At 48.2% G+C, this 13,475-nt stretch carries 14 protein-coding genes; 7 read left to right on the forward strand and 7 right to left on the reverse strand.

Translation table 11 applies throughout. The features are described 5' to 3' along the window. Positions 1 to 115: 115 nt before the first annotated feature. Positions 116 to 904 carry a tetratricopeptide repeat protein gene (locus CF168_RS16900; protein ID WP_089068424.1) on the reverse strand — a complete coding sequence of 263 codons (789 nt, stop codon included), beginning with the start codon at positions 902 to 904 and terminating at the stop codon, positions 116 to 118. Beyond that, entirely contained in the window at positions 904 to 1,299 is a 396-nt protein-coding gene (locus CF168_RS16905; RefSeq protein ID WP_011623908.1) for a SirB2 family protein, read from the reverse strand. Before CF168_RS16905 ends, CF168_RS16900 begins: the two co-directional genes overlap by 1 nt. Positions 1,300 to 1,417: 118 nt before the next feature. Here CF168_RS16905 and CF168_RS16910 point away from each other — a divergent pair, with 118 nt between their 5' ends. Continuing rightward, positions 1,418 to 1,831, forward strand: a complete 414-nt coding sequence (locus CF168_RS16910) for a GNAT family N-acetyltransferase (protein WP_089068425.1) — start codon at positions 1,418 to 1,420, stop codon at positions 1,829 to 1,831. Positions 1,832 to 1,977: 146 nt separating this feature from the next. Here the strand turns inward: CF168_RS16910 and prmC are convergent, their stop codons facing one another. The 3 genes from prmC to hemA are packed head-to-tail and all read right to left on the reverse strand — an operon-like array spanning position 1,978 to position 5,197. Beyond that, positions 1,978 to 2,838: a peptide chain release factor N(5)-glutamine methyltransferase gene (gene prmC, locus CF168_RS16915; protein ID WP_011715926.1), complete on the reverse strand. Its 861-nt coding sequence runs from the start codon at positions 2,836 to 2,838 to the stop codon at positions 1,978 to 1,980. 2 nt (positions 2,839 to 2,840) lie between these two features. Then, a complete protein-coding gene (prfA, locus tag CF168_RS16920) occupies positions 2,841 to 3,932 on the reverse strand; it encodes a peptide chain release factor 1 (protein ID WP_011715925.1) in 1,092 nt (363 codons plus the stop codon). A gap of 14 nt (positions 3,933 to 3,946) precedes the next feature. Next, on the reverse strand, positions 3,947 to 5,197 hold the full coding sequence (hemA, locus tag CF168_RS16925; protein ID WP_011625266.1) for a glutamyl-tRNA reductase: 1,251 nt from the start codon (positions 5,195 to 5,197) through the stop codon (positions 3,947 to 3,949). A 254-nt stretch (positions 5,198 to 5,451) separates the two neighbouring features. On the opposite strand from hemA, the gene lolB reads away from it, so the two are divergent. The 3 genes from lolB (at position 5,452) to CF168_RS16940 (ending at position 8,012) form a co-directional block, all read left to right on the forward strand. Beyond that, positions 5,452 to 6,096 carry a lipoprotein insertase outer membrane protein LolB gene (gene lolB / locus CF168_RS16930; protein WP_089068426.1) on the forward strand — a complete coding sequence of 215 codons (645 nt, stop codon included), beginning with the start codon at positions 5,452 to 5,454 and terminating at the stop codon, positions 6,094 to 6,096. A gap of 1 nt (position 6,097) precedes the next feature. Beyond that, a complete protein-coding gene (ispE, locus tag CF168_RS16935; protein ID WP_089068427.1) occupies positions 6,098 to 6,952 on the forward strand; it encodes a 4-(cytidine 5'-diphospho)-2-C-methyl-D-erythritol kinase in 855 nt (284 codons plus the stop codon). Between the two features lie 112 nt (positions 6,953 to 7,064). Beyond that, complete coding sequence (locus CF168_RS16940) at positions 7,065 to 8,012, forward strand: ribose-phosphate pyrophosphokinase (RefSeq protein ID WP_011623915.1); 948 nt, start codon at positions 7,065 to 7,067, stop codon at positions 8,010 to 8,012. Positions 8,013 to 8,197: 185 nt separating this feature from the next. Here CF168_RS16940 and CF168_RS16945 read toward each other — a convergent pair whose 3' ends face one another. Beyond that, entirely contained in the window at positions 8,198 to 10,060 is a 1,863-nt protein-coding gene (locus CF168_RS16945; RefSeq protein WP_089068428.1) for a methyl-accepting chemotaxis protein, read from the reverse strand. 401 nt (positions 10,061 to 10,461) lie between these two features. On the opposite strand from CF168_RS16945, the gene CF168_RS16950 reads away from it, so the two are divergent. From CF168_RS16950 to CF168_RS16960, 3 genes are read left to right on the forward strand one after another with little or no spacing between them, the layout of a single operon-like run. Further along, complete coding sequence (locus CF168_RS16950) at positions 10,462 to 10,995, forward strand: RNA polymerase sigma factor (RefSeq protein ID WP_089068429.1); 534 nt, start codon at positions 10,462 to 10,464, stop codon at positions 10,993 to 10,995. Further along, positions 10,995 to 11,573, forward strand: coding sequence for an anti-sigma factor (locus CF168_RS16955; RefSeq protein ID WP_088211049.1), 579 nt, complete (start codon positions 10,995 to 10,997; stop codon positions 11,571 to 11,573). The genes CF168_RS16950 and CF168_RS16955 overlap by 1 nt, the downstream gene beginning before the upstream one ends. Then, positions 11,570 to 12,526, forward strand: a complete 957-nt coding sequence (locus CF168_RS16960; RefSeq protein WP_088211050.1) for a DUF4097 family beta strand repeat-containing protein — start codon at positions 11,570 to 11,572, stop codon at positions 12,524 to 12,526. Before CF168_RS16955 ends, CF168_RS16960 begins: the two co-directional genes overlap by 4 nt. 85 nt (positions 12,527 to 12,611) lie before the next feature. Here CF168_RS16960 and rsuA read toward each other — a convergent pair whose 3' ends face one another. Further along, positions 12,612 to 13,319: a 16S rRNA pseudouridine(516) synthase RsuA gene (gene rsuA / locus CF168_RS16965; RefSeq protein WP_167373666.1), complete on the reverse strand. Its 708-nt coding sequence runs from the start codon at positions 13,317 to 13,319 to the stop codon at positions 12,612 to 12,614. Positions 13,320 to 13,475 lie beyond the last annotated feature (156 nt).

Genomic DNA, 13,475 nt, shown 5'->3' on the forward strand with positions numbered 1-13,475 from the left:
ATTGTATTTATGCTAAAAACTGCCGTTTGCAGTTAGTGGGCAAACTTCCCATTCGCCCGATTTATTGTTGTTTTTTAGAAAAACAAGGAGAGCCTGCTAGGCTCTCCTTTAAGATTTAGTGATAGATTTCAGCGTGTTCACTGAGCTCTTTGAGCTGCATTTTGACAATTTCGATAACAGGATCATGCGGGCTGTTATCGACAAAGTGTTGCAGATCGGCCGCCGCGACATTGATACACCCCAGTTGCTGGGCGATAAAGGCGCGCTCCCGATTTAGGTGCACATCATCTGGGTGCCACTGTAGCAGTAAGTTGCAACATTCCATCGCCGCCTCAAATTGATGCGACACGATACACCCCGCCTTAAGCTCATGCAGCATGCGTGAAATCAGCTTCTTCACCGACGCAGCCTTTAAGTAGCTTGGCTTAAGTTCAGCCGCGTTACCCAGCTCACCGCGCACTAACACATGGAGTTGGTGTTTCGTTAGCTCTTTGCCCGTCAGTGGGTCGTGATAACGCACAACACCAGCAACATGACTGCGAAGCACGGTATTACCCGGTAAGAGTAAGGCTTCGAGCTCTAAATCGAGCTGCTTGGCCAGTAGCATCAAAACCGTCGACAGTGTGGTGCTATTGCCCTGTTTAGTGATAAGGCAAGTGCCTAAGTCCGCCGCTTCGGTACTGAAGTAATTGTCGCGGACACAAAAACCCAAGTCCTCATAAAACCAATGCAGCAACGCATTTAAGCGTTGCTGTTGATCCACCAGGTAATGACTTAATACGGCTCCCGCCAATTCAAACCAAGCCCATTTCGCCGCTTCGAGGTTTGAAAATCCAAGGTGAGCACCTACATCCAATGCCGACTCGGGCAAAGAAATGCCATCTTGCAGATTGTATTTACCCATTAACCCAATAATACCGCTTGTTTAAAATGCGCCAATTTGGCGGCGTAAACTAACCAACCTAATGCACCTAAAAAGGCAAAAACTTTGAACAATTTGTTTCTGTTCGCTTTTATCGCAATCACGCCCAAGGCAATATACGCGAGCACGGCGCCAATCTTTTCGGTCAACCAAGGGTCCACAAAAGGATATTGCTTGATCATAAAGCACAGAGTTAAGCCCGACAGCAGTAAAAAAGTGTCGATAACATGGGGCGCGATTTTGAATACTTTCTTGCCCATCAGTGCTGACTGACGTAAGTGCAACACAAAACGAACGACAAAAAACAACACACTCACGGCAATTAAGGTTAAATGCAGGTGCTTAACAGCAGGATAAAGACTGTAAAAAGTTTCCATTGTGATACTTATGGCCAGTGACAAAGGCGCTAGTTTACCCTAATCATAACGCCAGACCAATGCCTAACGCGCGAGATTCACAGACTAAACCCCGTCCCTCAGTTTGCAGGAAACCACAATGAATTTAATGATAATTGACGATGAGTCCGCCGAATTTGCCGATGCAGTAAAGCAAAAAATTGTCGAATTTAATCAACTGCACTGGCAAACACTGAAACGCCAAAACCTAGGATTAAAATTACAGGATGAGGATGGCAGCTTGCTCGCGGGCTTAAGCGGCAAAACCTTTGGTAATTGGCTATTGATTGACTACCTTTGGGTCGATGCCGCATTACGCCAGCAAAACATCGGCTCACGCTTATTACTCGAGGCCGAAAGCAAAGCCAAACAACGCGGCTGCCAATTTGTCCTGCTCGATACCTTAGATTTTCAAGCCAAACCTTTCTATGAGCGCCACGGATATCGCGTGCAATGGGTACAACAAGCCTATCCCGAAACCGGCAGTAAATTTTTTATGGTCAAAGTGTTATAGCTTGTCCCTAAGCTTAAAACTGATTTTGAAGATATTCGGCTGGGCACTTGCCGAAAGCGAAGCATTTCAACCGATACACAAATAAAAACGCCATTGATAAATAATCAATGGCGTTGTTTTAGTGCTTGGCAGGACTAGATTAAATTTTAAATGCCAATCAAGCCCATCCACTTACCCATAGTACATCTGTCGTTGCTGCCAAAATCCCGCACGGTTGCGACATTCTGATAACCCAGCTCGGTCAGTTTTTCTCTAAGCTTTACCGCCTGCTCAAAACCATGCTCGAGCAGAATATAGCCGTTGGGCTTTAAATAATCCCGAGCGGTTTTGGCGATGTAGTAAAGATCGGCAAAGCCCTCATCAGCGGCGGTGAGCGCACTTTGTGGCTCGAAACGCACATCCCCTTGATGTAAATGCTCATCGGCCTCATCAATGTAAGGCGGATTTGAGACAATTAAATCAAAGTCGTGGGCCTTAATAGCACTAAACCAGTCACTCTGGAGGATCTCAACCTGCTCGAGCTTAAGGTTAGTTCGGTTAGCCTTGGCCAAGGCCACCGCATCTTCCACCTTATCGACGGCAGTGATTTGCCAAGTCGCCCGCTCAGAAGCCAGCGCCAGCGCAATTGCACCGGTTCCAGTCCCTAAATCGAGCACCTTAGCATTGCTCTCAAGGGGCAAGTTTAAGGCAGTTTCGACTAAGATTTCGGTATCAGGGCGGGGAATTAACGTGGTGTCATTCACGATAAACGGCAGTGACCAAAACTCACGCTCACCCACAATATGCGCCACGGGTACGCCCTGCTGGCGACGTTGCACCATTTGCTGGAAACGTTTCCACTGCTCCACCGTTAAGGCTTTTTCTGGCCAAGTGTAGAGAAATGCACGGTTTTTATTGAGGCAATACAGCAGAAAAACCTCTGCATCCAGATGGGCGGATTCAGAGGTAGGCGCTAGCTGTACGTAGGCCCATTGCAGGGCCTCGGCGATACTCGATTGATCAGCCAAAATTACCCCTGCTCATCAGCCAGAGCGGCTAATAGGTCGGCCTGATGCTCTTGCATCAGCGGTCCTAAAATCGCATCTAAGTCGCCTTCCATCACTTCGTTTAAGCGATATAAGGTTAAGTTGATACGGTGTTCACTCACGCGGCCTTGCGGGAAGTTATAGGTACGCACACGCTCGGAGCGATCACCACTGGCCACCAGACTACGGCGAGTCGACTCTTCAGCGCTGCGGCGCTTTTCGTCTTCAACGGCTTGGATACGCGCCGCTAACACGCTCATCGCTTGAGCACGGTTTTTATGCTGTGAACGTTGGTCCTGACATTCCACCACAATCCCAGTTGGAATGTGGGTAATACGAATAGCAGAATCGGTTTTGTTAACGTGCTGACCACCGGCGCCCGATGAACGGAAGGTATCGACCTTCAGATCGGCTGGGTTGATTGAAATCGCTTCCGCTTCAGGCACTTCGTGCATGACTACTACAGTTACGGCAGAAGTGTGTACACGGCCTTGAGATTCAGTTTCAGGCACACGTTGAACACGGTGACCGCCGGATTCAAACTTGAGTTTACCGTAGGCACCTTCACCACTGACTTTAACGATGATTTCTTTAAAGCCACCGTGTTCGCCTTCGTTCGAGCTCATGATCTCGAGCTGCCAACGGTTGGCTTCGGCATAACGGCTATACATACGGAACAGATCACCCGCGAAGATTGCGGCTTCGTCGCCACCCGCACCGGCACGAATTTCGATAAAGGCGTTGGTATCGTCGTTAGGATCTTTTGGTAATAACAGAATTTGCAGCTCGGCTTCGAGACGCTCGAGTTCAGCTTTAGCCGCCTTGATTTCTTCCTGCGCCATTTCGCGCATTTCAGCGTCATCTTCTTCCAGCATTTCCTTGGCAGACTCGAGATCCGCCTGTGCTTGCTGGTAGGCTTTAAAGCCTGCAACCACTTCTTCTAACTGAGAATATTCTTTGGATAACGCGCGAAAACGCTCCTGATCGGCGATAACGGACGCATCACCAAGCAAAGCTAAGACTTCTTCATTGCGCTCGAGCAAGCCTTCCAGCTTGCGGATAACGGATTCCTTCATTTAACTCGCTAACCTTAGTTTTTATCTAATCCGAGCGCTGTTCTTAACTGACCTAAGGTATTCAAATCACCCTGACGACTCGCCACTGTGAGGGCTTGGGTTGGTGCGTGAATGAGTCTATTAGTCAGGCGATTGGCTAGTTCAATCAATACCTGCTCAGTGTCGCCCCCCTGCGCTAATTTATTCAGGGCGCGTTCCACTAACTCATCCTTTATCGCCATGCTTTGGCTGCGATACTCGCGAATACTGTCGACCGACTCTAAAGAACGCACCCAATCCATAAAGAGGTAGGATTGTTCTTCAGTAATTAATTCAGCTTGCTCGGCGGCCTCCTTACGGGAAGCCTTATTCTGTTCAATAATGCTATGCAGGTCGTCCACTGTATACAGAAACGCATCGTCCAAATCGGCGACTTCCGGCTCAATATCCCGGGGAACTGCTATATCAACCAATAACATAGGTTGATGGCGACGCTGCTTTAGCGCTTTTTCTACCATGCCTTTACCAAGGATTGGTAGCGGGCTGGCGGTAGAGGATATCACGATATCGGCTTTAGGGAGAAAATCTGGTATCTGTGCCAACGTAATTGCCGTGGCATTAAACTCTTCACACATGCTTTGGGCACGTTCAAGAGTACGGTTTGCCACGACCATAGAAGCAACACCGTTATCCTTAAGATGTTTAGCCACCAGCTCAATGGTTTCACCGGCGCCAATTAACAGCACCTTAGTGGTCGACAGCGAAGAGAAGATATGTTTTGCCATGCTCACTGCGGCAAAGGCCACCGAGACAGCCGCGGCACCGATTTCGGTTTCGGTACGCACTTTTTTCGCCACGGAGAAGGTATTTTGGAACAAGCGGTCAATGGTCAGCGCAACGGTACCCGCTTCTTTAGCTTTCACAAAAGCCTGCTTAACCTGCCCCAGAATTTGCGGCTCACCTAAGATCAGCGAGTCGAGACCGGAGGCTACGCGCATTAAATGCTTTACCGCCGCTTGACCGTGGTAATTGTAGAGGCACGGCGCTACATCTTGATGATCTAGGCCGTGATATTCTTCAAGCCACTCAATGATGTCGGCCTCATCGCCATTGTTACAATACAATTCAGTGCGATTACAGGTCGAGACGATAACGGCTTCACCCGAGCGTGTACGACTGGCCAGACTCTTCATGGCATCATGAATTTTGTCCGGAGAGAAGGCAACTTTCTCACGCAGGTCTACCGTGGCTGTTTTATGGTTAATACCGATTGCTACAAGGCTCATCTGACTCTTTTCTAGACTCTTGGCGTCTCTCTTAATAAGGGCATTCTACTGAATTGGCCCAACTAAAAACAGAATACGCTTAACAAAACCGAATAAAGGTCTAACTTCTTACCTAAATTTTCTATCAATGATAGACAAATGCAGATTATCGCGACCGAAGTTATCCCAAGTGACCGCCAATGGAAATTTTACGATTGGCATTGGTATTCTTTACAAGCCCTCGTATCATAAGGACTTTGGTATATCAGTTATAGATGAATAATTTGAAGCGCTTCACAAAATCCATTTTCTCTTGTATCGCCTTGAGCGGCCTATTGTTTTTAGGCGGCTGTGAGACCCTGCCACCAACGACAGATCTCAGCCCTATAACGGTTGACAATGCCGCGCAAGCCAAGGCGTGGGAATTACAGGGGAAACTCGCTATCCGCACACCGCAGGATAAGCTCAGTGCCAATCTCTATTGGCGCCACAGTGAGGAGCGAGACGAGCTCACCCTCACCACTATGCTCGGCACCACAGTGTTGACCTTGGATGCTACGCCTAACTCTGCTCATCTGCATGTCGATGGCAAAGATTTTCGTGATAGCAACGCCCAAGCACTACTCGAGCGAGTCAGCGGCTGGTCCATCCCGATTAACGACTTACCCCTTTGGATCACAGGCCAAGTCGGCGCTTTAGACCGTGTGCTTGCCGTCGATAGCAATGGCAAAACCAAACAAATTCAAAACTCGCAAACCTTGCCGCCTTGGGCCGTCACATTTTTAAGTTGGCAATCCCAAAGCGGTGCCGAGGTACCCTATCAGTTAAAGCTTGAACGTGGTGATTTACAGCTCAAGCTGCAACTCAATCAATGGCAAGCCTTAGGTAAACCCTCAATAATGCTCGGAGAAAAACCTTAGCATGTCGAATGAGATTTCGCGCAATTGGCCCGCGCCCGCCAAATTAAATCTGTTTCTGCATATCAACGGACGCCGCGCCGACGGTTACCATGAGTTGCAAACCCTGTTTCAATTTATCGATTGTTGCGATCTACTCGACTTTAGGGTGACGCAGACGCCTGAGCTGATATTGCACTCGGACATGTCGTCCGTTGTCGCGGATAGCGATAACTTAATTCTGCGAGCCGCAAAATCATTACAGCAAGCAACAGGCTATCCCGGCGGCGCCGAAATCTGGCTTGAAAAATGTTTACCCATGGGCGGCGGTTTAGGCGGCGGCTCCTCCGATGCGGCCACCACACTCGTGGCGTTAAATCAGTTGTGGAACACCCAATTATCTAACGATGAATTAGCCACAATTGGTTTAAAACTCGGTGCCGATATCCCTGTTTTTATTCGCGGTTTCGCGGCATTTGCCGAAGGCGTTGGCGAACGTTTACAGGCGGTGACGCCCACTGAATTTTGGTATTTAGTGATAGCGCCCGATGCCCATGTTTCCACCGCAGCTGTGTTTCAAGATCCTTTGCTACCCCGCAATACACCTAAGCTTGGCATCGACACGTTAATGAGCCAACCTTGGGCAAATGATTGCCAAGATCTAGTCGTTTCCAAATACCCTCAAGTTGCCAAGGCCTTAGGCTGGCTGCTAGAATATGCGCCGTCGAGAATGACCGGAACGGGCGCATGCGTGTTTGGGGAGTTTTCTTCGCAGCAGCAAGCTCTCGCAGCCTTGGCGAAATTACCGTCTGATATGCAAGGATTTGTTGCAAAAGGGATGAATATTTCGCCGCTCATAGTGCGACTCAATCATCCATAAACTACTTTCTTCTAGAGCAACTTTTTACGATAGCCCACGGGTTCCGCTCCCGTCCCCGCATCGTCGTTGCTCTAGCCACTAAAATATAAAGCAAACGCCTGAGGTTCATACAGTGCCCGACATCAAGCTCTTTGCTGGGAACGCCACCCCCAGTCTCGCTAAGAAGATAGCCGATCGTCTATTTTGTAAACTCGGAGACGCAGTGGTTGGTCGTTTCAGCGATGGTGAAATCAGTGTCCAAATTAACGAAAATGTACGTGGTGCCGATGTGTTTATCATCCAATCCACCTGCGCCCCAACCAACGATAACCTAATGGAACTTATCGTTATGGTTGACGCGCTACGCCGTGCATCAGCCGGTCGTATCACTGCCGTTATTCCTTACTTTGGTTATGCTCGTCAAGACCGTCGCGTACGTAGCGCACGTGTACCTATTACTGCAAAAGTTGTTGCTGACTTCCTGTCAAGCGTCGGTGTTGACCGCGTTCTGACCTGTGATTTACACGCAGAGCAAATTCAAGGCTTCTTCGACGTACCAGTAGACAACGTGTTCGGTAGCCCTGTGCTGCTCGAAGATATGCTGGCGAAGAAATTAGATAACCCAGTGGTTGTTTCTCCAGATATCGGTGGTGTTGTCCGCGCTCGTGCAGTGGCAAAACTATTAGATGATTCTGATCTGGCCATTATCGATAAGCGTCGTCCACAGGCAAACGTAGCGCAAGTGATGCACATCATTGGTGACGTTCAAGGCCGTGACTGCATTATCGTTGACGATATGATCGACACAGGCGGCACTCTGTGTAAAGCGGCTGAAGCCTTAAAAGAACACGGTGCAAACCGCGTATTTGCTTACGCGACTCACCCAGTATTCTCTGGCAAAGCGGCTGAAAATATCGAAAACTCAGTGATCGATGAAGTTATCGTGACCGATACTGTACCTTTAAGCCCTGAAATGCTTAAAGTGGCTAAAGTGACTCAACTGACGATGTCGGCCGTATTGGCAGAAGCCATTCGCCGCGTCAGCAACGAAGAGTCTATCTCTGCAATGTTCAGCCACTAATCGCGGCGCTTTGCATAAAAAACGCACCTTAGGGTGCGTTTTTTGTTGGTGGGTTTTATCGCAGTTTTCATTTAGAGCTATTCACGTTAATTCACTCACGCAGCCATCTTAAGGCAAACCTCAGCGCTTAACTTCGCCATAAAAAAACGCACCCTAAGGTGCGTTTCTGACTGACAAAAGTGCGACTAGATCTTAAAGTGACTCACAGCACTGACCAGATATTCGGCGCGGGATTTAAGTTCATCCGAAGCCGATGCATTGGCATCGGCAGCCCGAGAAGAATCCTCAGCAATATCACGGATAACGACCACGTTCTTATTCACTTCGGCGGCAACCATGCTCTGCTCTTCAATCGCTGCGGCAATCTGTGTGCTCATATCCATAATATTATGCACATCGGTATTGATAAGCTTCAGCAACTCTCCCGCCGCTGCGGCCTGCTCGGCACTCTCGGCGCCTTGCTTTTGGCTCGCATCCATTAATTGCACTATGGCGCGGGTTCGACTTTGCAGGGTTTGAATAATGTTGGCAATTTCCTGTGTCGATGTCTGAGTTCGCATCGCCAGACTGCGTACTTCGTCGGCAACCACGGCAAAACCACGGCCTTGCTCACCCGCGCGAGCAGCCTCAATCGCCGCATTGAGTGCCAGTAAGTTGGTTTGCTCCGCAATGCCACGGATCACATCGAGCACGCTACCAATGGTTTCACTGTCACGCTCGAGCTCATCCACCACAGAGGCGCTGCTGTTAATCTGATCTGACAGTTGTCTGATCTTAAGGATGGTTTGCTCAACCTCAGTTTGCCCTAATTGGGCGTTATCATGGGTTTTACCCGCTTTGAGGGCTGCAAGCTCGGTAGTTTTAGCAATTTCATCAATGGTCGCGCCCATTTCGGTAATCGCCGTCGCCACCATATCGGTTTCATTAAGCTGCTGTGCAACGCCTTCGGACGCGAGCATAGCGTTCTCTGACACACTCTTACAGGAGGTGTTAATCGTGGCGACTGAGTCAATAACCTGCTCGATAAGCTGCTGGAAGCTTCCCACCATGCTGTTGAAATGCTGAGCAATTTCACCCAGCTCATCCTGGGTCGAGGCATCGCATCTGAGGGTTAAATCCTTGCTGACCTCGATACGTGAAATCACCTGAGTGATACGCTCAACTGGGGTGATAATACTGCGGATGATGAGGTAGGTAATCACAGCAAGGATCAGGGCGATAACCACGAAGACCAAAATCCCGATATTCACGCTGCTGCTTTCAGTATCATCGATGGCTTTTAACGCAAGATTATGCAACTCGTCGGCACTGGCTTCGGTCAACTTATTCGCGGCGATCAATTTTGCCATGGTGCCATCTTTTTCACTGAGACCCAGTTGCTGCTCTTTATTAACTAAGCTCTTAAAATCCTTTTGATATTGCTCAATTAAGGCCGCAATTTTATTTTGGGTATCCGTGTCTAAACTCGATGCTCTGAGGCTAGCATTGAACTTGGCGATGTTAGCGTCGAAGGTCTCGACATAGCTCATCTCGCGGCGCAGCATAAAGTCTTTTTCGTTGCGGCGTAGCTGCAACATGGCGACTTCGAGGGATAACTGGTCGTATTCCTTCAACATGGACTCGACATTATGCACTGCCGTTCTTAGGGTGCCGTAGAGACCCGTTTTAGGGGTTAAACCAATTTCTTGTTGGAGCTGAACGACTTCGTTGAAGGCGACTTGATACTGATTGAGGTTACGATCAAAGCTTTCGAGTGACGCAGTGGAAACCTTGTATTTTTTAAAAATACTCTCGAGACTCGGGACTAACTCATCAATCTTTGCATGTACTTCTTTATGCTTTTCAACATATTGAATATCTTTTCGACCAAAGAAGTCCTTTTCATTTTTACGCAGTAGCAAAACGTCTCGTTCTAGCTCGAGAACGGTTTGCGCGGCGTGGGAGAGTTCCGACTCAACCGAATTAGAATGAAGCTGCAATCCAAACATGGCAATCAAGGCCGTCACGGATACAGCGGCACTGAGTAACAACTTTGAGCGGATTAACATATAAAGCCCCTAATAAATAACATCTCTTAAAAAGATAGCTGGGAGTTAGGCCTTTAACAGCAAAATATCCCTGATATACAAAGTTTATCTTTTATTTATTGTGCACTGGTCGAGCAATGCTCCTCTTCACACCATCACCATTAACTGCAACACCAGTATTAGGCTGAATATCGCGAATGATTTATCCTGCTGTATTAGCGATCACACCTGAATACCATTTGGTATAAAATTAATAACTTCATAAAGTTAGCGCCAAAATACACCACTAATTTTACTACAACAACGCAAAGAGTTACGCAATATCTAAAAATAAACTGAATATATTTTTATTGGATACAAACCTTTTGCGCTTTTCAAAGCGTCCAATCAGTAACCATTCACCTTGATGACAGGAAAATACAGTGACGGCAGGGAGACTCCCACTCAACGATGCAATGTCAGAATTTGACCTCATCACCTTGGCCAGCCAAGGGAATAGAGCCGCATTTAAGCAACTGTATTTACACCATCATCCAAGGGTATATGCCCTATCACTGCGGTTATCCGGCCAAGCCTCTCAGGCGGAAGAAATCACCCAAGAGTGCTTTATTCTGGTCTGGCAGAAATTGCCGCAGTTTAGGGGGGAGAGCCAATTTTCCACTTGGTTACACAGCATTTGTGTGAATCAAGCACTGAGTTTTATCCGTAAGCAAAAGTCATTTTGGGCACGTTTTATACCGATGGAGAGTGACGAAGAACATTCAAGCGCGGATGAACATTATCAAGGGTTAGACAAGTTGATCCTCAAACTGCCAGAGCGGGCGCGCATCGTGTTTGTGCTCTGCGCCATTGAAGGCTATCAACATGAAGAAATTGCGCAATTACTTGGGATTGCGGTGGGAACCAGCAAGACCCAGTACCACAGAGCCAAGCAATTACTACAGGAGATGCTGTAATGTCCTTATCTAACGATCCCCGCGAGGCCAAGCTCCAACAGTTGATTGATGATGCCCCCAAAGCATTAACTCCCAAGCGGGATCTTTGGCAAGGCATAGAAAAACGTATGGATAAGCCATTGGCGTCGCAAACGGCGGTTCGCCAAGCGCCGCGACTGCAAGGCGTGCAATGGGCGATTGCCGCAACTGTGGTGCTGGCGGTGTTCTTCGGTTTTTACACTCAAGCTCCGGTAAAAACGTTGCTCCCTGAACAAATCGTCAGCCAACCGGCGGATGATGAACAAGCACTGCACACTCTGCTTAGCCAAATTGCCCAGACACATCAAGCCCAAGTGACGAGCCTTGAACAAACCCCGACGGTTGTGGCTTGGCAAACCAGTCGCTTTAGCGCGCCATTAGAGCAAGGCTTAGCGGAATTACGCCGTGCCGGCGAACAGATTTATCAAGCGTTACAAGCTAATCCAACCGACAAACAACTTTGGCAACTCTGGCTTTGGGTGCAACAACGTGAACTCGATTTGCTACAGCAAGGCCAAAAACTTCCGATTCAAAACTCAACACAAGGAAATAGCATATGAGCCATTTTACCCTCACGAAAACCAGTATCTTAGTGTCGACGCTTTATTTTGGCCTTATGGGCAGTGTGTTCGCCGCTGAAAGTGTGGATAAACAGTTGCCGATGAGCAGCGATACCCTGCTGCAAATCAAAGTCCAACGGGGCGAAGTGCAAATTCAAAGCTGGGATAAAAATGAAGTCAGCGTGACGGGCACTCTCGATGAGCTGAGCGAAGGCTTTGTCTTTGAACAAAAAGGTAACAACCTGAATATCGAAGATAAAATGCCACGCCACTATAACGGCAGTGACAATAACGGCTCAAAACTCACCATTAAGGTGCCTAAAACCGTCAAACTGAACGCCGATACGATTTCAGCCAATCTGCAAATCAGCCAGACTCAAGGCGAGCTCGAACTCAATACCGTTAGCGGAAATATCACCGCCGAGGCACTGGATGGCACACCGACATTGCACACTGTGTCAGGCGATATCACCACTAAGGGGTTAGCGGGTAAAGTGATGTTAGATACCGTCTCCGGTGAGATTAAAGACACCCAAAGCAAAGGCGAAATCAAATACCGTTTAGTGAGCGGTGATCTCGACAGCCAAACCTTAGCCGATAAAGTGAAAGTCGAGCAGGTTTCGGGGGAAATCAAAGCCGACTTAAATACCGCCAAAGAAGTCAATGTCCGCACAGTGAGTGGCGACACTCAAGTGTCACTGGCAAAAAGCTTCGATAAAGCCAATCTAGAGAGCGTCAGTGGCGATATTATTGTGACATTTGCTGATACACCCGATGCCAATTTCGAGCTCAATGGCGGCCCAGGCGGCAAAATCAAAAATGGCTTGAGCCAAGATGTGCCACAAAGACAAAAATACGTGCCGAATGAATCCTTAAGCTTCCAAACGGGCTCTGGTAGCGCCAGTGTGAAGATGGATACCATTAGCGGTAATCTGATCCTGAAAAAACAATAGCCTTATCAGAAAACGCTAATTGGCGATAAAAAATAGCAATAAAAATGCCGCTCATCAGGAGCGGCATTTTTTTAGCCAAACGGTGTTAAATCGAGGCGATTTCTTCGCTCGTCAGATAACGCCATTCGCCTAGGGCAAGTTCTGCGTCTAATTCAATTTTGCCAATGCTTTCTCGATGTAAGCCAACCACATGATTGCCTACGGCGGCAAACATCCGCTTCACTTGGTGATACTTACCTTCGGTAATGGTTAAACGCACCAACTGCGGCTCGATAATTTCAAGCACTGCGGGTTTTGTTAGGCCGTCTTCGTTTCTCAGCTCCACTCCAGCGGCAAAAACGCCAATCAGACTCTCATCCACAGGCTCGGCTAACGTCACTAAGTAACGCTTGCCACATTCTTTTTTCGGCGAGGTGATCCGATGCGACCATTGACCATCACTCGTGATCAACACTAGGCCCGTGGTATCGGCATCTAAACGGCCGGCAATGTGTAAGGTGTCGGGCTTTTCAATATCCAATAGGCTCAATACCGAAGGGTAGACTTCATCTATGGTCGAGCAAATCGTATCCACGGGTTTATTGAGCATCAGGTAACGCTCACCGAGGAGGGAGATAGGCTCACCTTCGAGGCACACTTGCATCCCCTCGAGCACTTTAAAGCCAGCATCTTTAATCACAGCCCCATCACAGGTGATGTCACCACGGTGCAGGGCTTTTTTCGCTAAAGAACGGGTAAGCGAGGTACTTTCACAGATAAATTTGTCTAAACGCACGGGACGACTCAACTTCAATAAATGAAAACCGCCGTATTATGAGGCCCTACGGACGAAAGGGCAAAGCCTAGCCAATCAAATTACCCAAACGCGTGCTCGGTTACGCAGTGCAAACATAAGTGCTTACTTACTTGACAGAGCTTGCGTACGGTATGTTTGGCGGTTTTTAGGCCA

The organism is Shewanella bicestrii, assembly GCF_002216875.1.
Taxonomy (GTDB): domain Bacteria; phylum Pseudomonadota; class Gammaproteobacteria; order Enterobacterales; family Shewanellaceae; genus Shewanella; species Shewanella seohaensis.

Bases quoted from the DNA above. Each gene is read 5' to 3' on its own strand.
- CF168_RS16900 (WP_089068424.1), bottom strand. From the start codon at position 904: ATGGGTAAATACAATCTGCAAGATGGCATTTCTTTGCCCGAGTCGGCA.
- CF168_RS16910 (WP_089068425.1), top strand. From the start codon at position 1,418: ATGAATTTAATGATAATTGACGATGAGTCCGCCGAATTTGCCGATGCA.
- ispE (WP_089068427.1), top strand. From the start codon at position 6,098: ATGTCGAATGAGATTTCGCGCAATTGGCCCGCGCCCGCCAAATTAAAT.
- hemA (WP_011625266.1), bottom strand. From the start codon at position 5,197: ATGAGCCTTGTAGCAATCGGTATTAACCATAAAACAGCCACGGTAGAC.
- CF168_RS16955 (WP_088211049.1), top strand. From the start codon at position 10,995: ATGTCCTTATCTAACGATCCCCGCGAGGCCAAGCTCCAACAGTTGATT.
- CF168_RS16905 (WP_011623908.1), bottom strand. From the start codon at position 1,299: ATGGAAACTTTTTACAGTCTTTATCCTGCTGTTAAGCACCTGCATTTA.
- CF168_RS16945 (WP_089068428.1), bottom strand. From the start codon at position 10,060: ATGTTAATCCGCTCAAAGTTGTTACTCAGTGCCGCTGTATCCGTGACG.
- prfA (WP_011715925.1), bottom strand. From the start codon at position 3,932: ATGAAGGAATCCGTTATCCGCAAGCTGGAAGGCTTGCTCGAGCGCAAT.
- lolB (WP_089068426.1), top strand. From the start codon at position 5,452: ATGAATAATTTGAAGCGCTTCACAAAATCCATTTTCTCTTGTATCGCC.
- CF168_RS16960 (WP_088211050.1), top strand. From the start codon at position 11,570: ATGAGCCATTTTACCCTCACGAAAACCAGTATCTTAGTGTCGACGCTT.